Source organism: Agreia sp. Leaf244 (assembly GCF_001422695.1).
GTDB lineage: Bacteria > Actinomycetota > Actinomycetes > Actinomycetales > Microbacteriaceae > Agreia.
Genome location: NZ_LMLX01000001.1, coordinates 650,037 through 674,111, shown reverse-complemented (window position 1 = coordinate 674,111; position 24,075 = coordinate 650,037). Strand labels below are relative to the sequence as shown.

The following is a 24,075-nucleotide window of genomic DNA, read 5'->3' as shown; positions in this document are numbered from 1 at the left end:
CGGGTCTAGCCGGCGGCGGGCCCGAAGACGCGCTCGACGAGGTCGGCCGCGTCGCCGGTCGCACCCTGCGGAAGACCGATCGCCATGAGGGTGTTGATCAGCATTCCTCGAGCGAGGAATGCTTCCGCGTCATCTGCTGAGAGATGCGCCGTATGGAGGAGGAAGTGCAGCAGTTCTTCGAAGCCGGCTCGAGCTGCGGGGCCGACCGCGGGATCGCCGCTTGCGGCGAAGGCCTGGAGCAGGATGAGATGCACCTGTTCCTTCTGCGCCAAAGAGACGTAGGCGGCCCCGAGGGCGGTCAGCGGTCGAGGGGGCGCGTCGTCGAGTGCGGCGGTGAATGCTTCCAGGATTCGATCGAGCGAACGACGGATCACCTCGACGAACAACGCCTCCTTGCCGCCGAACATCCGAACCACGTACGACTGGCTGATTCCTGCAGCGCGGGCGATCATGTCGGTGCTCGCCCCGACATAACCGCGCGCGGCGAAGACGTCTGTCGCCGACGCTATGGTGAGCGCCCGACGCTCCGGACCGGGGATGCGAGGCACGGGATCGGTCACACGCCCACTGTACCCTCGACGCATCGATCGATTCCTTGCCCCGCCCGAGACGGCTCAGGAGACTGGCGCTGCGGCGACCGCCGGTGCAGCGACCGCCGGTGCCGCAACCGCCGAGGAGGCGGCGGCCGCGTTGCGACGCGCGGCGCGGCGGGATGCGACGAACAGGAGCAGGGCGGCGGCCGCATTCCAGGCGAGGAGTACGACGACAGGCCCGACGGTGTTGGCTCCGCCGAAGTAGCCGGTGTTCACGATCAGACGGAATGCAGCGCCCTGAGGCAGCAGTGCGCCGAGCGTCGCGACGAGCGGCGGCATCAGGAAGGGGCTGACGGTTGCGCCCCCGGTGGCGTTGCCGGCCACAGTGAAGAGCAGCGTCGAGAGCACGTTTCCGATCGGACCGATCGCAGCGGCGATCGCCATCGTCGACACCGACACCGCCGCAGACAAGAGCGCGAGGCCGGGGATGACGACCCACAGCGTGGCAGGAACGGCGCCGAGAACAGGCCCCGCGAGAACCCCGGCCACGACCGCGCTGACGATCGCGCCGGCGGCGACGGCCAGGATCCTGGAGCGAAGCGAGAGAAAGCTCATCGCCGACAGGATCTGGGCGAGGATGAATGCGGCGAGGGTGACCCCGAATACCAGGTAGAAGCTGGAGAGGCCCTGGCGATCGTATTGCGCCAAGGGAACCACGTCGGTCGTCGATGCGACGGGCAGATCCGCAGCCTCGGCCAGGCCCTCGATGAGGCCGGTGGCGGCCATGGTCACGCTCCGTCCGTTGGCTCCGGCCGTGTACACGTCCAGTCCGGATGCTGTGGGAACGAATGCGGCCACGGCTGCGTCGGTACGCAGCAGGTCCTCGGCGTCCGCGACGGTGTCGACCACGGTCACAGAAGCCTTCTCTCCCCATGCGGACTCGGCCGATGTCGCCAACTCCTGGCTTGTCGTGACCAGTGGGACGCTGATCGGAGCGGGGTCTCTCTGGAGTCCGAGGTAGATGCCGACGAAGGCTGAGGCGACGAGCGCCGACAGGATGATCTGGATCGTCAGGATGGGCAGCGCCTTGGGCCTGCGCGATATGGGCTGAGCGTGGGACGGGTGAGTCGTCATGGGTTTGCCTCCTCTGTAATCATTCGATTATTACTTATGTAATTGATCAATGCATAACTAAGGCAAGTTATTCCCGGGCTGATGTCCTCAGAGCTGGATCAGATCTCGACCGGCCAGGGGGCCACCCGGGAACTGGTACAGCCGCCCACCCTCTCGCAGTCCGCCGACGTCGAACGGCACGAACGTGGGCGCTTCGATCGGATTCGTCGTATCTATGAGTATTTTGCCCGTCCAGCGTTCTCCGATCGGTCGGCAGGATCTCGACATCCTGCGATGTCATGTGCTGTGACCGCCTGCCTCAGTGAAACCCGGCGACATCTTGAAGATCTCGCACACGGAATGCATGCGCCACCGTCAGATGACGTACTGGCTCCACGCCGGCAAGTTACGTCATCGAACGGATGGACAGATCTCCTGGCGCTTGGGATGCTGAACCGGTCTGCATGAGCTGACACGAGTGCGGGACTGGATGAGAGCAATGAGCGATCCGAACACGACAACGACCGAGATTCTCGACGCCCGACACATCACCAAGTCATATCCGGCCGCAGACGGCGCCTCGGTCGAGGTTCTGCACGACGTCTCTCTGACCGTGAATCGCGGCGAATTCGTGGCCATCGTCGGCCCCAGCGGCTCAGGTAAGTCGACACTGCTGTACTGTCTGGCGGGCCTGGAGCCCTACAGCTCCGGCAGCGTCGTGCTCGCGGGCGGGCAGCTGGACAGACTCACGCCCAAGGCCCTGGCCATTCTTCGCCGCGATCAGATCGGCTTCGTCTTTCAGTCCTTCAACCTCATTCCGTCGCTCACCGCTCACCAGAACGTGGCCCTTCCGGCCCGTCTCGCGCACAGGGCCGTGTCCGCCTCCGCCGTCGACGAGGTGCTCTCGTCGGTGGGACTCAGCGGCCGAGAGGGGTACCGGCCGGGGCAACTCTCGGGCGGTCAGCAGCAGCGCGTCGCCATCGCCCGCGTTCTTGCATCGAATCCGTCGCTGGTCTTCGCAGACGAACCCACCGGCGCTCTCGACACTCAAGCGGGTGCAGCGGTCCTCGATCTGCTCCGTCGGGTCGCGCACGGCGATCGGTCCGTCGTCATGGTCACTCATGACCTCGAAGCAGCCGCACGTGCAGATCGGGTGCTCGTTCTTCGAGACGGACGAGTCCACAGAGAACTCCGACGCCCATCGGCCGGCGACGTGCTCGCCGCCCTGACGGCCGCCGGAGACGAGGTCGCCCCGTGATACGCCTGGTCTTTCGAGACCTCCTGGCGAATATTCCGATCTGGCTCGGGGCGCTCGTCGTGACAGCTGCCGCCGGGGCGGCCGTCTCCGTCGCCGCGGGACTCGTGACGTCGGGCTTCGGACTGGAGTTCGTGTACGCGGCCGGGCTTGCAACCCTGGCTTCGATCGCCACGATCCTCACGACCGTCTCGATCGTCACGGTGCTGGGCAGTGTCACGCGTCTCACCGTGGACCTGCAGCGCAGGAGCTACGCGCTCTGGCAGCTCGTCGGCGTCTCGTCGGCCAGAGTCACTTGGATCGTCAGAGCGCAGCTGACCGTCGTCGCCGTGCTCGGATCCACGCTCGGCACCCTCATCGCCTCGCCGTTCCTCCCGGGGATACTCCGCTTCGGGCTCTCCGATTCGTCGGGCCTTCAGTCGATTCAGCCTCAGACGCGGCCGGAGAGTCAGCTCGTCGTGATCGTCCTCGTCTCCGTCATCGTCGTGCTCGGCAGCCTGAAGGCCTCGAGACGCGCCGGAGGAGTACGGGCCATCGAAGTGCTGCGCAACGCCGACGGCGACGTCACGCGAATGGGGATCGCACGCTGGATTCTGTTGGCCATCACGGTCGCTCTGTCGCTCGTGCTGACCTGGAGCGCCGGGAACAACTCCGAGGGTGCGAGCGGTCAGCTCCTCCTCATCGGGCCGCTCTTCACCGCCGTGGCCGTCTGCGCCATACCGTTGATCGCGCCTCCGCTGCTGCGCACCTGGACGAAGGTGATCCCGGACCGCACCTCCACGTCATGGTTCCTTGCGCGAAACGCGGCAGCCTTTCAGGTGAGCCGCAGCACGGCGACGATCAGCGCTCTGGTGGTGACCATAGCCCTGCCGGGCAGCTTCTACGCCGCATTCTCCACGAATGGGAACTTTGTGCGATCCGTCACCGGCGAGAGCACGGGGACCCTCGGCCCCGGGAGTTTTCTCATCCTGCTGGGCGGACCTCTACTGGTGTCGCTGGCCGGGGCGGCGGCGACGGTGTTGATGGCCACCCGCACGCGCGAGCAGGAGGCGGCTCTGGTGCAGTCGGCCGGCGGCGGTCGAGGTCTCGTCCTCCTGCGCGCGACGTGGGAGGCCCTGATTCTGGTCGGAACCGCGGCTCTCATCTCCGCCGCTGTGCAGGTCGTCACGGGTGTCGGAATGGCCGTGAGTCTTAGCCGTATCTCGCCCACTCTGCCCGATTTCGGGCTGGGGCCAGGGGTGACGGCGACCGCGGTGTGCGCCCTCGTGATCACCGCGGCCAGCGCCATCCCCGTGGCATCGGCGCTTCGTCGTCCGGTCAGGGAAGTCCTGGCCGCCGAGTAGCGCCGAGCCGCCAGCCGCCTACTCCTCCGTGAAGATCAGCCTGTCGAGCGCGGCATTGCGGAACGCGCCCGTCGGGTCCCACTCCGCGGCCAGAGCCCGGAACTCGGGAAGCCGCGGATACAGCCGTGACAGGGTGACGGCATCCACCGTGTTCAGCTTGCCCCAGTGGGGCCGCGCGTCGAACGGCGCGAGCGCCTCTTCGATCTGCGGCAGCAGGGCCAGAACGGCGTCGGGCTCGTTCTTCCACGTGAAGTGGATGATGAGCGAGTCGCGCTGGTAGGCCATGCTCAACCAGAGGTCGTCGGCCGCGGCGGTGCGCAGCTCGGTGATGATCAGGTGGGGAGCGATCTTCTCGCCGAGCGCCCGCACGGCGCGCAGGGCGTCGCCGCCCTGGGAGCGCGGAACGAAGTACTCCGTCTGGATCTCGTCGCCGTTCGACGGGATGCGGTCGAGCCGGAAGTGCGGGAGCCGCTCGAGCCACGGACCGGGCTTGCCGCCCTGCTCGTTGAGGTTGTCGTCCGAGGTCTCCCACAGCGAACCGGCCGAGACGATGTCGCGCTTCGCACCGTTCCACTCGTCGGGAACGTCGACACCCGAGTCGAGCCGGGTCTTCACCCAGAAGTTGGCGATGGTGTCTTCGACCCAGTCGGTGAACACGCTCACGCTGTAGCCCAGAGAGGTCACTCCCTCGACGTCGTCGAGCAGCACGTCCCAGGGCAGGCCGCGGAAGACATCCTGCCGAACCTGGAACGACGGCTGGATGTTCAGGGTGATGCGCACGACCACGCCGAACGCCCCCAAGCCCACGACAAGACCGTCGAAGCCGGGCTCACCGCGACGAACGGTGCGCAGCTCGCCGTCGGCGGTCACGAATTCGAGCGCCGAGACCGCGGTCGAGAGCACGCCGTTGCCGTTGCCCGATCCGTGCGTTCCCGTGGCGACGGCGCCCGCGATCGAGATGTGCGGCAGCGAGCCCATGTTGTGCAGAGCCCAGCCGTTGTCTTCGAGGTAGCGGGCCAGAATGCCGTAGCGGGTGCCCGCGCCGACGGTGACCGTGCGGGCCTCGTCGTCGAGAACGAAGTCGGGCTCGATCTCGGTGACGGTCACGAGCAGGGCGTCGGTGTCGGCGATGTCGCTGAACGAGTGCCGGGTGCCGAGTGCACGGATGCGTTCGGCCCCGGCGACGAGGGAGGAGACCTCATCGATCGTGGTCGCATCGACGATGTCTGCGGCCTTGTATTCGAGCGTTCCCGCCCAGTTCAGCTCGGGTTCGTTTCTCACGCGGTTCCTTCGGTCTCGATTCTCCAGTCGCCCGACGTGAGCGACAGGGTCGCGGCCGACGCATCCGGTGAGATGGCAGAAGCCGGCTCGCCGTTGACAGCCACCGTTGTAGCGTACGCGGGAAGAGTCACCACAGCAGACGTATTCGCCGGTACGGTCACATGAATGCGCGTGCTCTGCGCGCCTCGATCGATCCGCAGTGAGATGGTGCCGCGAGGGGAGGCGAAGTCAGCGCTCACCGATGCGAACTCGCCGGTGTAGTCGGGGTCGACGGCGAACACCCGGTAGGCCGACTCGAGCGAACGCAGGCCGAGTACGCCGCGCCAGAAGTACTCGAGGGCATGGCCGAGCATGTCGTGGTTCTTCGAGCGCACCTCGTCGGCCCAGAATTCCGGCAGGGTCGTCTCTCCGCGGCGGATGAACCGCATGTAGCTCGGGTGCTCCTCGCGGCGGGCCATGCGCATCCAGATGTCGCTGCGCTTGAGGTCGGCGAGCTGCAGGAACAGATACCGCATGCCGATCTCCCCCGTCTCGAAGGTGGCCTTCTCGGCCTCGGCGATGAACGCTGCCTCCACGTCGGCCCTGTGCTCCGCGGGCACGAGGCCGAACTGCAGTGCGGCGGCCTGGTTGACCGCGGTGATCGAGGTGGGCAGGCCGTCGCGGCTCACGTATCGATAGCGGCCGGTTTCCGGGTCGGCCTCCAGCAGGTGATCGTTGTACACCCGGGTGACCTCGGAGGCCTTGTTGCGGTAGGCCACGGCGTCGGCCAACTTGCCGAGCCGGTCGGCGAACGAGGCCATGATGCGCAGGCAGTCGATATAGATCGCCGTCTCGAGATTCGCATGCCCGTTGCCGTATGCGCCGCTGACACCCCAGTCGCCGAGGCCGTGCCGGATGATGCCGCCGTGCACCTCTTTGCCCTGCAGGTAGCTCATATAACGGGCTGCCGCCGGATACGCGTCCGCAAGTATGCCCGTGGAGTCATACGCGTCGACGAGGAACTTCGGCAGGTAGACGATCGCGCTGCCCCACGCGATCGAGTCTCGGAACGGCCCCGTCATATAGCGGATCTCGGGTGCCATCGTCGGCACGAGCCCGTCGCTGTCCTGCGCTCGCATCACGTCGCGAAGGATCTTCGTGTAGAGGTCCTCGACGTCGCGGATGTATTGCGTACCGTTCGCCAGCAGGTGCACCACCTCGAGCCAGCCGAACTTCTCGATCTGCGGACAGTCGGTGTGCAGGCTCTGCAGGTTGCTCGCGAACGTCGGCTCGAGCACGGCGAGGATGGCGTTGGCATCGTCGACGTCCGTCGTCATCGTGCCGGTGCGTGCCGAGGCGCTGGACACGAAGTGGCCCCGCACGTCGGTGATACGCGGCAGACCGCTCGAGCCGTCATCATCCATCGGGGCGACGCCCTCGAGCTGCACCCAGCGGGCGCCCGCATACGAGAAGTCGGGCTGCCACGTCTCGGGCTCGCCGGTTCCCGCGAGGGTGAACGTCGAGTAGACGTGGGTGCCGAACTCCGAGAACTCGGGGTCGGTCATGACCAGAACGCCTTCGTCGCCGAGGGTCTCGCCGTAGCGCACCACGATGCGGTCTCCGGCGCTGCCCATTGCAGAGACCTCGACCATCGTCGACATGTTCTGACTCAGATCGAAGACGAGGGTGCCCGGGCGCGGTTCGGTCACCTCGATGGGCGTGCGCGTCTCGATCGCGGTGAGCGCGGGCTGCGACTGGTAGCGCAGATGCCCGCGCGGGCCCTGGATGAACGACGCCTGACGCCACTCGGAGTCGTCGAATCCGGCTGCCGTCCATCCGGTCGGGAACAGCCTGCGGTCGTGGTCCTCGGACGCGTAGACGTTCGCCAGCGTCGTGGCCGATTCGCGGATGCGCCAGCTCTGGTCGCTGATCACCGTCTCGCGGCGGCCGTCGGCGTACGTGAGGTGCAGCTCTGCCACGAAGGGGAGCTCGTTTCCGTAGCGCACGTACGTCTTGTCCTCGTAGAGCGGCCAGAAGAAGCGATCGCCCTGCTCGCCCGCGTAGAAGCCGTTGCCCACGTGCGCGCCGAGGACGTTCGGCCCGGCCGTGATGCGGCCCGTAAGGTCGTAGGCCGCGTACTGCACGGTCTGGTGGTAGTCCGTCCAGCCCGGGTCGAGACGGTGATTGGATGCGGGCGCGCCGTTCGCGAACAACTGCAGGTGGCCGAGACCGGTCGCGAAGGCGACGGCGCGCACCGGCGTCTCGTCGAGCTCGAACTCGCGCCGCACGTAGAACGGCCTGTCGCTCGTCGTACCGATCCAGCGGCCTTTCCACCGCGCATCCGGGTCGGCGAACCAGCTGCGGAACAGCAGGCTGTCGTCGGGCATGATGTCGCGGTTCGGGCTCAAGGGGGGAGCCGCGTGCGAGTTCTGGTAGCCCGTGTGGAAGCCGGCCGGCTCACTCGTGGACTCGCGTCCGCGCTCGTCGCGCACGGCGACGCTCCAGCGGTAGGCGGTCGTCGGCAGCAGGGGATCCTCGGGCTCGAGTGGGATGTCGCGGGTGGCGTCGCAGTCGACCCAGTCGCTGTCCCAGACGGCGCCTCGGGGGTCCCCCGGCGCATCCATCAGGTCGAGCCGGATGCGGTACGCCGTCTGGCGCGCACCGCGTTCGGGGCTCTCGACGCGCCAGTAGACGCGCAGCTCGGGTTCGTCGACGGCAAGCGTCTCTGCGAAGCCGTGGATGCCGAGGCCGGTGACGTGCATGCAGGGTGCCTTTCGCGAAACGGACGCCGTTGAAGCGCTTCAATAGCCGAGTCTAAGCTGATCGCCCCTCGCAAGACAAGGTCGGGAGGTGTGCTGCCCTCGCGCCGATCTGTCAGAGAACGTTCGCGTCTGCCGAAAAGTGCGCCTTCTCTGACAGATCGACGAATGGCGACGTCAGCGATCTGTCGAAGAATGCTCTCCTCCGCGCGGAACCGCGCGATCTGTGACAGATCGACCCGCGGCAGGGAGCTCAGCGGTGACCGAGGGTGCTCTCGCGCTCGAGGATCGAGGGGCTGAGCACGGTCGTGCGGTGCTCGTGCGAGGCGCCGGCGATCTCCTCGACGAGCAGACGCACCGCCTCCACACCCATGCGATAGCCCGGGGGCTCCACGGTGGAGAAGGGCAGTGGGCTCTCCCACGCGCTGCGGTTTCCGTCGCTGCCCATTACGGCGACATCGCCAGGGATCGAGATACCCGGCATCGCGAGCAGCGACTGCAGGATGCCGAGGGCCAGCAGGTCGGTCGAGGCGATGATCCCGACACGGCCGGCCGCGGCGGCCCAGGCCGCACCATGCTCGGAGCCGACGGCGCGCCCGTCTGCGGCCGTGACGGCATCCGTTCGCACGAGCGCGAGTTCGACGCCCGCCTCGGATGCCGCACGGGTCGCGCCCAGCTGACGATCGCGCACGGGCTGCAGTCGCTCGGGCCCCGCCACGAACACGAGCTCGCCCACACCGGTCGAGAGCAGGTGGCGTGCGGCGAGGTAGCCGTCGAGCACGTTGTCCATCAGAACGGTGCAGCACTCGATGAGCGGGTCGCTGTAGTTGACGAGCACCACCGGCCGGCCGTGGCTGCGCACGCGTTCGATGCCCGCGCGAGAGTCGTGCATCGGGGCGAGCAGCATGCCCTGGGTTCTGGCCTCGTCGAAGAGGTCGAGGTAGCGGTCCTGCTCCGCGACGCTGTCGGCGCTCGACGCGATGAGCAGGCTGAGGCCGTGCTCGCGCGCTTCGGCCTGCGCGCCCTTCGACATGTCGACGAACAGGCTGTTGCCGAGGTCGGGAACGATGAGAGCGATGCTGTCGGTCGAGCCTCCCGCCAACGAGCGGGCGTTCGCGTTGCGCACGAAGCCCAGCTCTGCGATGGCCTGCTGCACCCGCAGTCGTGTCGACTCCGCCACGCGCTGCGGGTGGTTGAGAACGTTCGAGACGGTGCCGAGGGCGACGCCGGCCGCCGTCGCGACGTCCTGCATGCTGGGTTGGGCAGCTCGCGCGGACTGCTTCGCCTCGTCAGACATCCGCTCGCCCTTTCGAATCACTTTCGTGAACTGCAGGAGAGTCTAGCGAGGCGCCAGTGCGACTCCCGCGGGAACCCGGGCGACGTGACTGCCGTGCTGCAGCGCGATCGGCTCGTGGCCCTCGAGCTCGAGCACCGCCGAGGCGCCCACGGGAACCTGCGTCTCGACCACGAGCTCGTCGCCCTCGAACCTCCACGCGATCGAGACGGTGCCGTACGGCGACTCGTGCGTCGCCGAGGCGTGGGTGAGTCCGCCGCCCGGCTGGGGACGGAACGCGATGGTGCGGTAGCCCGGTTCGGCCGGCGCGAGGCCAGCGACGACCCGGTGCATCCAGTCGGCGACCGCCCCGAGCGCATAGTGGTTGAACGAGGTCATCGTGCCCGGGTTGACCCGGCCGTCGGGCAGTTGGCTGTCCCACCGCTCCCAGATGGTGGTCGCTCCCTGGGTCACGGCGTAGAGCCATGACGGGCACTCCCTCTCGAGAAGCAGGTCGTAGGCGGTGTCGACCGCGTCGGCCATCGTCAGGGCATCCGACACCAGCGGCGTGCCCGCGAAACCGGTGGCGATGCGGTTGCCGGCAGCCTCCACGAGTTCGGCGAGGCGCCGCCCGGCAGCCGCCCGACGGGCGTCATCCGGGATCAGGTCGAAGGTGATGGCCAGCGAGTACGCGGTCTGTGCGTCTGAGGTGAGACGGCCGTCGGGCAGCAGGTACTCGGCCGCGAAGGCGTCGCGGACCTTGTCGGCGAGGAGGCCGTAGTGCTCGGCCTCGTCGGCCTTGCCCAGAACCTCGGCGGTGAGACTGAGGTGCCGCGCGCTCCAGGCGAAGTACGCGGTCGCGACCAGGTACTTGTCGGTCGTCGCGTCGGCCGGGTCCTGCGGGGGAGCCGCGGGGTCGAGCCAGTCGCCCAGCTGGAAGCCCTCGTTCCACAGGTGGTCGTCGCCCGAGAGGCGATCCATCAGGTCGACCCACCCCTTGGCGCTCTCGTACTGCTCGGCGAGCACGGCCACGTCGCCGTAGCGCTCGTAGAGCACCCACGGAGTGAGCACGGCGACGTCGCCCCACACGGCACCCGGGCGTACCGGAGTCCACATCTGGTGCGCGGGGATCGCAGGCACGTACCAGGGCACGGTTCCGTCGGGAAGCTGCTCGACGGCCACGTCCTTCAGCCAGCTTCCGAGGAAGCCCGACACGTCGTAGAGGAACGACGCCGTCGGCGCGAAGACCTGGATGTCGCCGGTCCAGCCCACGCGCTCGTCGCGCTGCGGGCAGTCGGTCGGGATGTCGACGAAGTTTCCACGCATGCTCCACACCACGTTCTCGTGCAGGCGGTTCACGAGTTCGTCCGAGCTGTCGAACCAGCCGGTGCGCTCCATGTCGGAGTGGTACACCCGGGCCACGATCGCGCCCCGGGCGACGGCCTCGCGAACGTCTCCGGGCCATCCGGCCACGTCGACGAAACGGAAGCCGTGCATCGTGAACCGTGGCTCCCACTCCTCGACCTCGCGGCCCGCGAGCGTGTAGTTGTCGGTCGAGCGCGCCTCGCGCAGGGGGCGAGTGTAGATCTCGCCCTGCTGCATCACCTCGGCGGTGCGCAGTGTCACCGTCTGGCCGGCCTCGCCCGACACCCGGATACGCACGCGCCCCACCAGGTTCTGGCCGAAGTCGAGCACCGTTCCGCCCGACGGGGTGTCGATGACAGCGACCGGCAGTACCTCCTGGGTGCAGCGCACGGGCGGCCCATCCGGGGCGGTGAGTGTGGCGGGATCGCGATAACGCACCGCGACGGGGGTCCATGCGCTGTCGTCGAACCCGGGGCTCGACCAGCCGGCCTGCTCGTCGCGCGCGTCGTAGTCCTCGCCGTCGTAGTTGCCGGTGCGCACGATCGGACCGAACGCGGCGTTCCACGTCTTGTCGGTGGCGATCGTCTCGACGCGGCCATCGGTGTAGGTGACCTCGAGCTGCGCGATCAGCGACAGGTCGCTGCCGAAGAGGTTGCGCCATCCGCCGCGCCACCCCAAGCGGCCGCGGTACCAGCCGTCGCCGAGCCAGGAGCCGATCGCGTTCTCGCCGTCGACCAGGTGTTCCGTCACGTCGTAGCTGTAGTAGCGCAGGCGCTGCGCGTAGCTGGTCCAGCCGGGAGACATGGCGTCGTCGCCCACGCGACGGCCGTTGATCTCGACCTCGTAGAGGCCGTGCGCCGAGGCGTACAGGCGGGCGGATGCGACGGGCCCGGTCAGCGCGAATGCTCGGCGCACGAGCGCCGGGCGACGATCATCCGATTCGAATTCCTCGCGCCAGGCGCCGCCGACCGGCTTGGCCACCCAGTCGGACGCTTCGAGCAGGCCCGTCTCGAGAGTGGATGGATCGCTCCACTCGCTCTGGATGCCGTCCTCGCCGGTGAGGCGCACCCGCACGGTGGCCCGCTCGCGGGAGACGAGATCGGGACCGGGCCAGGGAACGAGCACGGACTCCGCCGACTCGACCCGGCGCGTGGCGGGGATGCCGTTGCGGGTGACCTCGAGCTCATAGCCGACCTGCGCCCATCCGGGAGCGGCGGTGGTCTTCCACGACAGGCGGGGCCGGCGGTCTCCGATGCCGAAGGGAACGCGGTGATGCTCGATGGAGGGGGCTGATGGGGTGGCCGACATGGCATACCTCTGTCTGGGACGGTGAAGCTGAGGAAAGAGAACTGATGGCGACGGGAGCCCGTCGTCGGATGCGTTCGACTACCACCATCGAACGCATCCGACGCCGGGGTTCTAGCCCTTAACCGAACCGGCCGTGAGGCCCTTCATGATCTGCTGGTTGAGGAACAGGTAGAGGATCAGGATTCCGCCGGTCGTGATGCAGATGGCAGCGAAGAGCGGTCCGTAGTCGGTGGCGCCGTACTCGCCCGAGAAGTTGAGCAGTCCGGCCTGGATGGTGTTGAGCGAGCGGTTGCTCGCGAAGGTGATGGCGATGAGCAGGTCGTTCCAGATGAGGAAGAACTGCACGAGGCCCACGGTGATCACGGCGTTGCGCACCATCGGGAAGCCGATGTACCAGAACGAACGCAGCATCGTGGAGCCGTCGATCGTGGCCGCCTCGAACACCTCGCGGGGGATCGCCCGGAAGTAGGTGGCCATCATGAAGATCGTCAACGGCAGGCCGTGGCCTGTGTAGATGATGATCAGGGGCAGCAGCGAGCCGGTGATGTTCAGGTTGAAGAAGATCGTGAATAGCGGCAGCAGGATCATCTGCACGGGGATCATGATGCCCGCGAGGATCAGCAGCAGGATGCCGCCGCGGCCCTTGAACACCATGACCTCGAGGGCGAATCCGCCGGCGACGCCGAGGATCACGATGAGAGCGAGCGACGGGACCGTCGCGATGATGCTGTTCGTGATGGTCGTCGCCAGGTTTCCGGTGACCCACGCCGAGACGTAGTTGCCCCACTCCCAGACCTCGGGCAGCGCCCAGGACGGGTTGTTCAGGAAGTCGGTGTTCGACTTCAGCGAGTTGATGAACATCCAGAACAACGGGTAGATCTCGATGATCAGCAGCACGCCGATCACGAGGAGCACGGGAATGCGCTTGAGGAAGCGGATCGGTGCGGGCGTGCGTCCCCCGACGTCGTGCTTCACGAGGGCGGATGTGCGGTCGAGGTTGTCGACGTTCGTCACGGTCATGGTCACGCCTCCTTAGATGGTGTTGTCGCGACGGGCGCCGCGGAAGATGAGGGCGGTCACGATGAGGCACATGATCGACAGGACGAGGGCGATGGTCGAGCCGTATCCGTAATCGCTGAAGGCGAATGCAGTGCGGTACATGTAGAGCGTCAGCGGCGTGGTCTCGTTGCCGGGACCACCGCCGGTCAGGGCGAAGACCGAGTCGAAGACCTTGATGGTTCCGTTGATGCTGAAGATGATCGACGAGTAGAGGATCGGGAGCGACATCGGGAGAACGATGTTCTTGAAGAGCGAGAATCCACGGGCACCGTCGATGCGAGCGGATTCGATGATGTCCTCGGGGATGTCGAGGAGGCCGGTGTACAGAAGCACACCGTAGAAACCCATCGATCGCCAGACATCCATGATTACGATGACGATGAAGGCGGTCGTTCCCGAACCCAGCCAGTCGACGCTGCCGAGGCCGACGTTCACGAGCAGCTCGTTCACCAGACCGTCCTTCGGGGCCGACTGGAAGAGCTTCTGGTAGAGCAGGGCGATGGCCACGGTGGGAACGACGACGGGGAAGAAGACGAGCGTGCGGATGATCGCCGACGACTTCTTGAGCACGAACGTGTAGAGCAGGGCGAGGCCGTAGCCGAAGACGACCTGCAGGATCGTGAGGAGCAGCGCGTACTTCACGGTGAAGCCCAGGGCGGCCTGCACGTCCGGGTCGGTGAAGAGCCGGGTGAAGTTGTTGATGCCGTTGAATTCGAAGCCCTCGAGGGCGTTGCCCTTGAAGAAGGTGTAGCCGAACGACCAGACCACGGGCACGAGGATGACGAGCGTGTAGACCAGCAGGGCGGGTCCGAGGAGGATGGCGATCGTTTTACGATCGCCCAGAACTGACTTCATGGGAGCCTTTCCCGTGGTAGGAGGCCGCCCGGGTGGTGGGTTCCCGGCGGCGGAGAGGGCAGCGTGAGGTGGGCCCTTCGTGGGGCCCGCCGCAGTCCGGTGCAGATCGGACGGAGACGGACCCCGCGAGGAGCGGGAGTGATGGTGGCGCTAGCCCGCGTCGAGGTCGGTCTGGAGGAGCTTCATGAAGTCCTCCGGGGTGAGCTGACCGGTGACCAGGAGCGACGCGTTCTTCGAGGAGTCCTGTCCGGCCTTCGCGTTGAACAGCGCCTCGAACCACAGCACGCTCTCGGTGCTGCCGGCGATGCGGTCCTGCACGTCGACGGTCAGGGCGGGCAGATCGGTGACCGGCTCCTTCGACTTGAAGCCGGAGATGGCGCCCGACTGCTCGAGTGAGACCTGGCCGTAGTTCTCGGTGATGCACTTCAGCCAGTCGGCGACCTTGGGGGTGTACGTGTCGGCACCGAAGGTCTGGGGCAGACCGACGTTGGCGGGGTACTGGTCGATGCTGCCCGCGCCGCCCTCGACGGCGGGGAACGGCATGAAGCCGATGTTGTCGACTCCGACCGTGTTCTTCTCCGGGTCGTTGGCGCTCTCGAGGAACCAGGTTCCCATGTACATCATCGCGGCCTTGCCGGTGAGCAGCTCGTTGTAGGAGCTGTCGATGTCGAGCGAGGCGATGTTGTCGTCGAAGTAGCCCGCTGCGCCGAGGTCGGCGATGGCCTGGGCGGCCGCCACATACTCGGGGTCGGTCAGCTTGGCGTCGCCGTCGGCGACCTTCTGCAGGGCGTCGGGGCCGAGGTCGCGGAAGAGGTAGCTGGAGATGAGGCGCGTGATGGGCCAGCCCTGCTCGCCGGATGCCGTGAAGGGGGTGATGCCGTCGGCCTCGAACTGCGACGCGACCTCGACGAGCTCGTCGTAGGTCTGGGGCTCCTCGATGCCGCGCTCGGCGAACATCGTCTTGTTGTAGAAGATGCCCTCGATGTTGAACTGGAACGGAAGGAAGTTGAAGTTTCCGCCGTAGAGGTTCTTGATGGTCGAGATGGCCGCGGGCTCGATGTCGTCGAGAACGCCGAGCTTCTCGAGCTCGGTCTCGAAGTTCAGCAGCTTGCCTGCCTTGTCGAGCTTCGCGCCCTCTGCCGGGGTTCCGGCTGCGGCGAACATGACGGGGAGCGCGTTCTGGCTGGCGAGCAGCTGGATCTGGCTGTCGAGGTCGGCCTGCGGAATGGACGAGACCTCGAGCGGCAGGGCCGTGTTCTCGGTCTTGCACTGGTTCTCGGCGAGTTCGTTGAACACGGGCTCTGTGTTCGTGTTCTCGGTGTTCTTGAGGTACGTGAGCTTCGTGGGCTCAGAAGAGGATCCGCCTGCGGCGCAGCCGCTCAGGATCATGGTGCCGATGCCGACGGCAGCGAGTGCGGCAACGACGGGACGCCTGAGGCGTCGGCTGCGTGGTGCTGTGGTCACAATTCCTCCTTGAAGTGCGACGCCTCCTTTGAGACGTTTCAATTGGGGATGCTAGTTCGGCTTCTGAATCGTGTCAAGCGAATGGCGACTCCGAGATTGAATCGTGTCAAAGGATGTGTGGAGCGCTTCAATGCGGGGTCGCCCGCCTTGCTGGGCATCTCGTCGGCCGCGCGCATCCGATCGTGGCCCTCAGGCCTTGAGTTTGCTACCATCATTCATTGAAACGTTACAAAGTCGGAACGCCGGTTTCGAGGTCGACGACGACACGAAGGATGAAGACACAGTGGTCAACGCACATTCAGACGAAGCACCGAACGCAACACTCGCGGGCAAGCGGGCGGTCGTGACCGGCGGCGCGGGCGCCCTGGGGCGGGTGATCGTCACGACTCTCGCGGCCGCCGGCGCTGACGTCGCGATCCTCGACCTCGACGCATCCGGGGCAGAGGCCCTGGCCGAGCAGGTGCGCGCCACGGGGCGTCGCGCACTCGGTGTCGGGGTCGACCTCACCGACTTCGAGGCCGTGCAGGCCGCGGGTGCGACCGTCGTCTCGGAATGGGGCGGCGTCGACATCCTGCTCAACGGTGCCGGAGGCGGCGCGGTCTCGTTCTTCCACGAGATGACGGCCCAGACCTGGAACACCCAGATCGAGCGCAACCTCACGACCGTCTTCAATGTGACGCGCGCCTTCCTCCCCTCGATGATCGAGCAGAAGTCGGGCCGCATCATCAACATCGCCTCCATTGCCGCGGTCTCAGGCGGTCGTCTGGTGCGCGGTGCCACCGCGTACGCCGCGGCCAAGGCAGGGGTCGTCGGGCTCACCAAGGCGCTCGCCATCGAGGTCGCCGAGGACGGCATCACGGTGAACGCCCTCGCGCCCGGAGCGCAGGCCACGCCCGGCCGCGACAACGACACCCCCGAGCGCCGCGAGGCCCTGCTCGACCAGATCCCCACCCGGCTGCTCGGGGAGCCGCAGCACCTGGCCGACGCGGTGGTGTTCCTTGCGGGCCCGGCCGCCGTCAACATCACCGGACTCATCCTGCCGCTCGACGGCGGCCACTCGATCTAGGAGCATTCGACCATGACGAATCGACTCGACAAGGGCAAGCACTGGTTCAACGAGGTCTACGGAGAGGGCAAGGCCGACGGGCTGATCGAGATGCAGACCGGTCTGGCGCAAGACCTGGCCCGCTTCGGCATCGAGTTCAACTTCGGCGACATCTACTCGCGCCCTGGGCTGACCCTCGCCCAGCGAGAACTGCTCACGATCGCCTCGCTCGTGACGATCGGCGGGCTCGAACCCCAGTTGCAGGGGCACACCCGCGGAGCGATCCGAGTGGGGTGCACTCCGACGGAGATCCTCGAGACGGTCATCCACACGGTGCAGTACTCCGGGTTCCCGAAGGCCCTCAACGCGATACGCGTCGTCACGGATCAGCTCATCGCACTCGGAGTCGAGATTCCCGAGGCTCTGGGCCCCGACGAGGACTGAGTCGACCGCGCCGACCCCGCCGCGCCCATCAGCGCGGGCGGGGCGCCTGGGTTGTCGTGGTGCGGATGCGGTACAGGCTCGTCGAGGCGGTCACGTAGAGATCCCGGCCGGACGCCCCGCCGAAGCACACGTTCGACACCTTTTCGGGGATAGGGATGCGCTCCAGTACCTCACCCGTCGACGAGAGAATCTGCATGGAGTCCTCGCTCGAGGTCCAGATGCGCCCCTCGACGTCGACCCTGAAGCCGTCGGATGCCCCGGGCCGCACCACGGCGAATTCGCGACCGTTCGAGCAGGTCGCGCCGCGAACATCCACGTCGTACGCCCTGATGTGCCGCGCGGCCGCCGAGCCCGCGTAGAACCCGGTGTCGGAGACGAAGAGCGTCTTCTCGTCGAGCGAGAACGCGAGACCGTTGGGGTGGATCATGTCGGTGATCACCGGGTCGACCGCGCCCGTGGCGGGATCGAGGCGGAACACGAAGCACCCCTCGTATTCGGGCTCGGCCGCGTGTCCCTCGCGCTCGGAGGGTTCGATTCCGTATGGCGGGTCGGTGAACCAGACGGTGCCGTCGGATGCGACGACGACGTCGTTCGGCGAGTTGAAGCGAACCCCGTTCCAGCGGTCGACGAGGGTCTGCGGAGGCGTGGAGCCGTCGATGCTCGTCTCGCGTTCGACGGAGCGTCTTCCGTGGCTGCACTGCACCACTCGGCCCTCGAGATCGAGCGTGCGCCCGTTCGTGAACTCGGCACGGTCGCGGAAAACGCGGGTCTCGCCGCTCGCCTCGTCGTACTGCAGGATGCGGTCGTTCGGGATGTCGCTCCAGCGGAGGCTGTTCAGCGGCTCGATCCACACGGGCCCTTCGCCCCACTCGGTTCCGGTGTAGAGGGTCTCGAGCACGGCATCGTCGGCGATGAGGGAGGTCACGCCGCCATCCTGCCAGAAGGCGCCGCCCGCTCGGGAATGTCGCATCCGCGCCCCTGAGGCGCATCCGCTACCGGACGGCCGGTCGCGGATGCACCGAACGGGCGCGGACGCGGCCCGCGGACCCCGCGCCACGGGGCGTCCGCGTTGGAAATCATGCGCTTCTTTGATACGTTTCAAAGAAGCCGGCCGCGAGATTCGTTCAGTAGGGTCGGCTGACGGCTGGATTTTGCCCGACAATGGCGCGGGTACGGAGGATTGATACGGATGACTCGACCATTCTTTCGACCCGGCTGGGTCGATGTGACGTGGAGAAGGTGACCTGAGACGTGGCTCGAGTAGGAATTCGCGAGGTCGCAAGCCTCGCCGAGGTGTCGTTGGGCACGGTGTCTCACTACATCAACCACCCCGACAGGGTGTCGCCGGAGAAGCGCCAGCGCATTCAGAAGGCGATCGACGACCTGGGCTTCGTGCGCAACAACGCCGCCTGGCAGCTGCGCCTGGGCCGCAGCGCCACCATCGCGTACATAGCGCCCGATGTGAGCAACCCCTTCTTCGCAACGATCGCCGAGGGTGTCGAGCGCCGGGCGGCGGCGGGAGGACTGAAGGTCTTCATCGCCAACTCCAACAGCTCGCGCGAACGCGAGGACAGCTACCTCGAGATGTTCGAGGCTCAGGGTGTGCAGGGAATGCTCGTCGCTTCGCACGAACCGGTCGAGGATCGCCTCACGCAGATCCGCCTGCGGGGAACGCCGTCGGTTCTGATGGGGCAGCGGGCGGCCTCGCCGGCGCAGCCCTCGGTCTCGCTCGACGAGATGAAGGGCGGATTCCTGGCGGTCAGGCACCTCATCGACATCGGCCGCACCCGCGTCGCCTATGTGGGAGGTCCGCTCTCGGTTCCCCAGGTAGGGGAGCGCTACGAGGGCGCGCTCGCGGCGGTGCGTGAGAGCCCCGGAGTCACGATCGAACAGATCGACGCGGTGGATCGCACGATCGCCGAGGGTCGCGATGTGGCCGACCAGATCGCTGCGAGACCGGTCGAGGAGCGGCCCGACGCGATCTTCGCGGTCAATGATCTGATGGCGCTGGGGCTGCTTCAGACTCTCGTGGTCGAGCACGGCATCCGGGTGCCCCAGGACATTGCGATCGTGGGCTATGACGACACGGTGTTCGGGGCCTCGTCGATCATTCCCCTCACCACGGTTCGCGGCCCGCACGACTCGTTCGGGCCGACCGCGGTCGACCTCCTGACGGCGGAGATCGCGGGGGAGGGGAGCGAAGAATCGAAGCACGTCGTCTTCGATCCCGAGCTCGTGGTCAGGGCGTCGACGGTCACTCCCGCTGCGTCTTCGCCGGCCGAGTAGGTCGCCCTTCGACAGGCTCAGGGAACGGGCTGCAGGCTCAGGGAACGGGCTGCGCGCTCAGGGGACGGGTGACTCGACTTACGCAGACAACTGTTACACGGCCGACGCGCCCGCTTAATCGTCGTGAAACACGGGTCTCATACTGTTGCGTCTTGCAAACCCAGTTTCACTACAGCCCGAATATTCTTCTGGCCAATTTTGCAACTAAGTAGCATAATTCGAAACCAGCACCTGTTCCCTCCGCCGTCCCACCGAGATCTCGAGGAGCCACCCATGAATTCCCGTCCTCCGTTGAGGCGCTCGCGCCTCATTCCCCTCGCCGCGATTCTCGCGGTCACAGCACTGGCCGCCACCGGATGCGGTCGCTCCAGCGACGGCGCGGCACCCGAGGCCACCGGCAGCCTCGCAGACGGTCCGGCCACCGGAAAGATCACTCTCTGGGCGCCGGACGGCGACGCCACCGCCCTCGACGAGGTGCTCAAGCCGTTCGAGAGCGACAACCCCGATGCCGACGTCGAGGTCACCCTCGTGCCGAGCGACGAGTACAACACCAAGCTGCAGACGGCGATCGCGGCCGGCACCGCTCCCGACATCGCGTTCCTCTACACCGAGGCGCAGACCCAGTTCCTTGCATCGGATGCCTTCGCGCCCGTTCCCGACGGCGTGGCCGACTCCTCGTCGTTCTTCGAAGGCTCGTGGGATGCAGGCGAGGTCGACGGAACCGCCTACTCGGTGCCGTGGTACGCCTACACGCGACTGCTCATCTACCGCGACGACTTCGCGCAGAAGGCCGGGGCCACCCCGCCCGCGACCTGGGATGAGACGATCCCGTTCTTCCAGAAGCTCGAAGAGGGCGGAGCCGAGAGCGGCTACGGCGCCGACGTCGGCTGGGACACCTACAACGGACAGAACCTCGCGATCTTCGGTTACCAGGCCGGCGAGACGCTGCTCAGCGAAGACGGCTCGAAGTGGGAGCTCGACACCCCCGGCATGATCGAGGCGGCCGAGTTCAACGCCTCGTTCTTCTCGTCGGGAGTCTCGTCGCCCGACACTCCCCAGTTCCTCGACACGCAGCCCTACCTCGTGTCGGGCAAGACCGGCTCCATGATCAGCGGCCCGTGGGTGATCTCCGGCCTCGACACCACTGCCGGCGAAGAGGGCTGGACCGCGGCGCACATCCAGACCGCGGTTCTTCCCGCGGGTCCGGATGGCAACGTCGGGCAGTTGGCCGGCGGAAGCTGGGCCGTCACGAAGAAGTCGGACAACGCCGATTCAGCCTGGAAGGCCGTGAGCTTCATGGCCCAGGAGGACACGCAGGTCGCCCAGTACGAGGCGGCAGGCAGCATGCCCGCCGTGGTCGCGGCGTGGAGCGACCCGTCGATCGCCGACCAGCCCCTGCTCAAGCCGTTCTTCGAGCAGTTGAAGAACGTGAAGCCCATGCCGTCGGTGAGCACCTGGAACGAGGTCTCGACCATGCTCGGCAAGGAGCTGGAGCAGGTCGCCCGCGGCAAGGAGACCGCCGCAGAAGCGATGGCGAACGCGCAGAAGAAGGCCGACAGCATCGGTACGGGCACGGACTGATCCGATGGCATTCGCCGTGCAGTTGAACAAGACGGGGGCGCCGCGCACACGGCGGCGCCCCGCGCATACGGGGATCGCGTGGCTGTTCCTCGCCCCCTTCGCCGTGATCTTCGTGGTCTTCAGCGCCATCCCGATCATCTCGTCGCTCGCCATCAGCGTGACCGACATGCGCAGCGCAGACCTGCAGACGCCGTTCGGGGTGAACTTCGCAGGCCTCGAGAACTACGTGGCCCTGCTCTCCGACGGCAACTTCGTGCGGGCGATCCTCAACACCCTCCTCTTCGTGGTCGTCGGCGTTCCCGTGACCATGGCGGTGGGCTTCGCTCTCGCGCTCGTGCTCAACAGCGGCATCCGTCGGTTCCGCTCCGTCTTCCGTGGCCTCTTCTATGCGCCCGTGGTCACGAACATCGTCTCCGTGGCGCTGATCTGGCAGTACGCGTTCAACCAGAACGGCACGGTCAACGAGGTGCTCGCGAACCTCGGCTTCGCCGGCCCGAACTGGCTGGGTGACGAGAATCTCGCGATGCCGGTCGTCATCCTGCTCGGCATCTGGCGCAACTTCGGAACGGCCATGCTGCTGTTCCTCGCCGGCCTCCAGTCGGTTCCGGAGGACGTGCAGGAGGCGGCCGCACTCGACGGCGCCGGTCCGTGGCGTCGGCTCTGGTCGATGACCATTCCGCTGATCATGCCAACGACGCTCCTGGTCTCCGTGCTGCTCTCGGTCTTCTTCCTGCAGGTCTTCGACGAGCCCTACCTGTTGACCAACGGCGGCCCGCTCGGGTCGACCGAGTCGATGGCGCTCTTCACCTACCACCAGTTCGGGTTCGGCAACTTCGGCGTCTCGAGCGCGGCATCGTTCATCCTGCTTCTCATCGTCGCGGCCGTCAGTGCACTGCAGTTCCGTCTGCTGAGGAGTCGCTCATGACCTCGCGCCTGCGCCCTGCCGTGCTCTATACGGCTCTCATCGTGCTCGCTCTCGTCACGATCCTGCCGTTCATCTGGGTGATCTCCGGGTCGCTCCGCACGACGAGCGACATCCAGGCGAACCCCGGGGCCTGGCTGCCCTCCGAGGTGACCCTCGACAACTTCGCCCGCCTGTTCAGCCGCAACGGTTTCAGCACGTTCCTCGGCAACAGCGTGATCGTGGCGATCGTCATCGTCATCGGCAACATCATCGCCGCCTCGATGGCCGGCTTCGCGCTCGCGAAGCTCGAGTTCCGCGGCAAGAGGATCGCCTTCGCCGCCGTGCTGATCGCCCTGATGGTGCCGTTCTCGGCCACCTTCGTTCCACAGTTCGTGGTGACCGTTCAGCTCGGCCTCGTCGACACCCTCGCGGGCATCGCCCTGCCCAGCCTCGTGCTGCCGATCTCGATCTTCATCATGAGGCAGTTCGCCGCGAGCATCCCCGACGAACTGCTCGAGGCCGCCCGCATCGACGGCGCGAACGAAGTGCGCATCTTCTTCCAGATCTTCCTGCCCCTGGCCGGCCCCGCCGTGGCGACGGTCACGATCATGTCGTTCCTGGCCTCGTGGAACAACTTCATCTGGCCCCTGATCGTGGCCCAGAGCGCCGACAGCTACACCCTGCCCGTCGGCCTCGCGGCGATGAGCCAGGCGGCCCAGAACGTGACCGACTACGGCCTCGTGCTCGCCGGCGCCGTGATCGTGATGCTGCCGGTTCTCGTGCTGTTCCTGTTCCTGCAGCGCTACTTCGTGCAGGGCATCGTGTCGACCGGACTGAAATGATGGAGCCCATGATCGAGGTCGACTGCGCTGCGGGCACGATCGTCGGCTTCACCGACGGGGTGGATGCGCGATTCCTCGGCATCCCCTTCGCCGAGGCGCCCGTCGGTGCGCGTCGCTTCGCCGCGCCCGAGCCGCGGCCTGTCTTCGACGAGCCGTTCGCGGCATCCACTTTCGGAGCCACGCCGCAGCGCGGCCGGCCCTACCCCGTCACGACCATCCCCGAGCCGTCGATCCCGGGAGACGACACCCTCACCCTCAACGTGTTCGCGCCGGCCGACGGTGTCGGCTCGGGCACCGCGCCCGTGCTGGTCTGGATCCATGGCGGGGGATACGTCGCCGGCTCTGCAGTCGGCCCCTGGTACGACGGCGCCGCCCTGACCCGCGACGGCATCGTCATGGTCACGCTGTCGTACAGGCTGGGCGTCGACGGCTTCGCCGCGGTGGATGGCCGCGCCAACCGCGGAATGGCCGACTGGCTGCTGGCCCTTGCGTGGGTGCGCGACAACATCGCGGCGTTCGGGGGAGACCCGGGCCGCGTCACCGTCGCCGGGCAGTCCGCGGGCGGAGGCGCCGTTCTCGCGCTGCTCGCCAGCCCCGCCGCGCAGCCGCTCTTCGACAGGGCCGTCGCGATCTCGCCCGTCGACTTCTCGACCCCCCTCGACGAGGCCGCCCTGGTCACCATCGCGCTCGCGGGCTCGCTCGGCGTCGCGCCGACGGCCGAGGGCCTCGCCTCGGTCGACCCGGATGCGCTGCAGCAGGCGGTCATCACGTGGGGCGAGCGGCACCCGGGTTCGGAGCCGCTGCTGTTCGAGCCGGTGAGCGGCGACGAGCTGCTGCCCCTGCCGATCCGAGCGGGCCTCGCGGTGACCGGGCTCGACAAGCCTCTTCTCATCGGCGCGACCGCCGACGAGTTCGACAGTCCCGGCTTCGCGGGCTCGAGCACGGAGCCGGAGGCCGAGACGAACGAGACGACGGACGTCGCGGCTCCCCGCCAGACCGATGTGCTGTTCAGGGCGAGCGTGCTGCGCACGGCCCGGGCACGCGCATCCGCCGCCGCAGGCACGTGGCTCTACTCGTTCGACTGGGCGTCGCCGGTGCTGCGCGGGGCCGCCCACTGCATCGACCTGCCGTTCTTCTTCGACATCCTCGGTGCCGAGGGGGTCGAGGCGGTTCTCGGCGACGAGCCGCCCGCCGCCCTCGCCGCCCGCATGCACCGGGAGTTCGTCGGCTTCATCGCGGGAGCCGAGCCCTCCTGGCCCGCTGCCCACGGTGTCGAGTCAGATCCTGTGCTCGTCTTCGGTGTGGTGTCGAGCGACTCGACCGCTCTCGTTGCCGGCGCGTACGACGCGGTTCTGCCGCTCGTCGACGCCGATCTGGGAGAGTGAG

At 67.1% G+C, this 24,075-nt stretch carries 19 protein-coding genes; 9 read left to right on the top strand and 10 right to left on the bottom strand.

Annotated elements, in window-relative coordinates:
• Positions 1-5 precede the first annotated feature (5 nt).
• Together ASF06_RS03050 and ASF06_RS03045 are read right to left on the bottom strand one after the other, a co-directional pair.
• Positions 6-560 carry a TetR/AcrR family transcriptional regulator gene (locus ASF06_RS03050; protein ID WP_055943125.1) on the bottom strand — a complete coding sequence of 185 codons (555 nt, stop codon included), beginning with the start codon at positions 558-560 and terminating at the stop codon, positions 6-8.
• 54 nt (positions 561-614) lie between these two features.
• Complete coding sequence (locus tag ASF06_RS03045; protein ID WP_055943122.1) at positions 615-1,667, bottom strand: hypothetical protein; 1,053 nt, start codon at positions 1,665-1,667, stop codon at positions 615-617.
• A gap of 478 nt (positions 1,668-2,145) precedes the next feature.
• On the opposite strand from ASF06_RS03045, the gene ASF06_RS03040 reads away from it, so the two are divergent.
• Positions 2,146-2,904, top strand: coding sequence for an ABC transporter ATP-binding protein (locus ASF06_RS03040; RefSeq protein WP_055943120.1), 759 nt, complete (start codon positions 2,146-2,148; stop codon positions 2,902-2,904).
• Entirely contained in the window at positions 2,901-4,244 is a 1,344-nt protein-coding gene (locus ASF06_RS03035; protein WP_055943117.1) for an FtsX-like permease family protein, read from the top strand. The genes ASF06_RS03040 and ASF06_RS03035 overlap by 4 nt, the downstream gene beginning before the upstream one ends.
• 18 nt (positions 4,245-4,262) lie before the next feature.
• Here ASF06_RS03035 and ASF06_RS03030 read toward each other — a convergent pair whose 3' ends face one another.
• The 7 genes from ASF06_RS03030 to ASF06_RS03000 all read right to left on the bottom strand — a co-directional run bounded on the left by ASF06_RS03030 (position 4,263) and on the right by ASF06_RS03000 (position 15,587).
• Entirely contained in the window at positions 4,263-5,525 is a 1,263-nt protein-coding gene (locus ASF06_RS03030; protein WP_055943114.1) for a D-arabinono-1,4-lactone oxidase, read from the bottom strand.
• On the bottom strand, positions 5,522-8,266 hold the full coding sequence (locus ASF06_RS03025) for a family 78 glycoside hydrolase catalytic domain (RefSeq protein ID WP_055943112.1): 2,745 nt from the start codon (positions 8,264-8,266) through the stop codon (positions 5,522-5,524). The genes ASF06_RS03030 and ASF06_RS03025 overlap by 4 nt, the downstream gene beginning before the upstream one ends.
• A 250-nt stretch (positions 8,267-8,516) precedes the next feature.
• Positions 8,517-9,560, bottom strand: coding sequence for a LacI family DNA-binding transcriptional regulator (locus tag ASF06_RS03020; RefSeq protein WP_200920293.1), 1,044 nt, complete (start codon positions 9,558-9,560; stop codon positions 8,517-8,519).
• A 42-nt stretch (positions 9,561-9,602) separates the two neighbouring features.
• A complete protein-coding gene (locus tag ASF06_RS03015; protein ID WP_055943110.1) occupies positions 9,603-12,209 on the bottom strand; it encodes an alpha-L-rhamnosidase in 2,607 nt (868 codons plus the stop codon).
• A 111-nt stretch (positions 12,210-12,320) separates the two neighbouring features.
• Positions 12,321-13,229, bottom strand: coding sequence for a carbohydrate ABC transporter permease (locus ASF06_RS03010; RefSeq protein WP_082500715.1), 909 nt, complete (start codon positions 13,227-13,229; stop codon positions 12,321-12,323).
• A gap of 12 nt (positions 13,230-13,241) precedes the next feature.
• Positions 13,242-14,123 carry a carbohydrate ABC transporter permease gene (locus ASF06_RS03005; protein WP_055924993.1) on the bottom strand — a complete coding sequence of 294 codons (882 nt, stop codon included), beginning with the start codon at positions 14,121-14,123 and terminating at the stop codon, positions 13,242-13,244.
• Between the two features lie 150 nt (positions 14,124-14,273).
• On the bottom strand, positions 14,274-15,587 hold the full coding sequence (locus ASF06_RS03000; protein WP_200920292.1) for an ABC transporter substrate-binding protein: 1,314 nt from the start codon (positions 15,585-15,587) through the stop codon (positions 14,274-14,276).
• A 283-nt stretch (positions 15,588-15,870) separates the two neighbouring features.
• Here ASF06_RS03000 and ASF06_RS02995 point away from each other — a divergent pair, with 283 nt between their 5' ends.
• Together ASF06_RS02995 and ASF06_RS02990 are read left to right on the top strand one after the other, a co-directional pair.
• A complete protein-coding gene (locus ASF06_RS02995; RefSeq protein WP_055943108.1) occupies positions 15,871-16,653 on the top strand; it encodes an SDR family NAD(P)-dependent oxidoreductase in 783 nt (260 codons plus the stop codon).
• A gap of 12 nt (positions 16,654-16,665) precedes the next feature.
• Positions 16,666-17,076, top strand: a complete 411-nt coding sequence (locus ASF06_RS02990) for a carboxymuconolactone decarboxylase family protein (protein WP_055943106.1) — start codon at positions 16,666-16,668, stop codon at positions 17,074-17,076.
• A 28-nt stretch (positions 17,077-17,104) separates the two neighbouring features.
• Here ASF06_RS02990 and ASF06_RS02985 read toward each other — a convergent pair whose 3' ends face one another.
• Positions 17,105-18,001, bottom strand: a complete 897-nt coding sequence (locus ASF06_RS02985) for an SMP-30/gluconolactonase/LRE family protein (RefSeq protein ID WP_235500869.1) — start codon at positions 17,999-18,001, stop codon at positions 17,105-17,107.
• A 326-nt stretch (positions 18,002-18,327) separates the two neighbouring features.
• Here ASF06_RS02985 and ASF06_RS02980 point away from each other — a divergent pair, with 326 nt between their 5' ends.
• The 5 genes from ASF06_RS02980 (at position 18,328) to ASF06_RS02960 (ending at position 24,074) form a co-directional block, all read left to right on the top strand.
• Complete coding sequence (locus ASF06_RS02980) at positions 18,328-19,362, top strand: LacI family DNA-binding transcriptional regulator (protein ID WP_082500663.1); 1,035 nt, start codon at positions 18,328-18,330, stop codon at positions 19,360-19,362.
• A gap of 273 nt (positions 19,363-19,635) precedes the next feature.
• Positions 19,636-20,943, top strand: coding sequence for an extracellular solute-binding protein (locus tag ASF06_RS02975; RefSeq protein ID WP_055943100.1), 1,308 nt, complete (start codon positions 19,636-19,638; stop codon positions 20,941-20,943).
• Between the two features lie 4 nt (positions 20,944-20,947).
• Positions 20,948-21,868: a carbohydrate ABC transporter permease gene (locus tag ASF06_RS02970; protein WP_055943096.1), complete on the top strand. Its 921-nt coding sequence runs from the start codon at positions 20,948-20,950 to the stop codon at positions 21,866-21,868.
• Positions 21,865-22,689: a carbohydrate ABC transporter permease gene (locus ASF06_RS02965; RefSeq protein WP_055943093.1), complete on the top strand. Its 825-nt coding sequence runs from the start codon at positions 21,865-21,867 to the stop codon at positions 22,687-22,689. Before ASF06_RS02970 ends, ASF06_RS02965 begins: the two co-directional genes overlap by 4 nt.
• Before the next feature lie 8 nt (positions 22,690-22,697).
• Complete coding sequence (locus ASF06_RS02960; protein ID WP_162237674.1) at positions 22,698-24,074, top strand: carboxylesterase family protein; 1,377 nt, start codon at positions 22,698-22,700, stop codon at positions 24,072-24,074.
• Position 24,075: the final 1 nt, after the last annotated feature.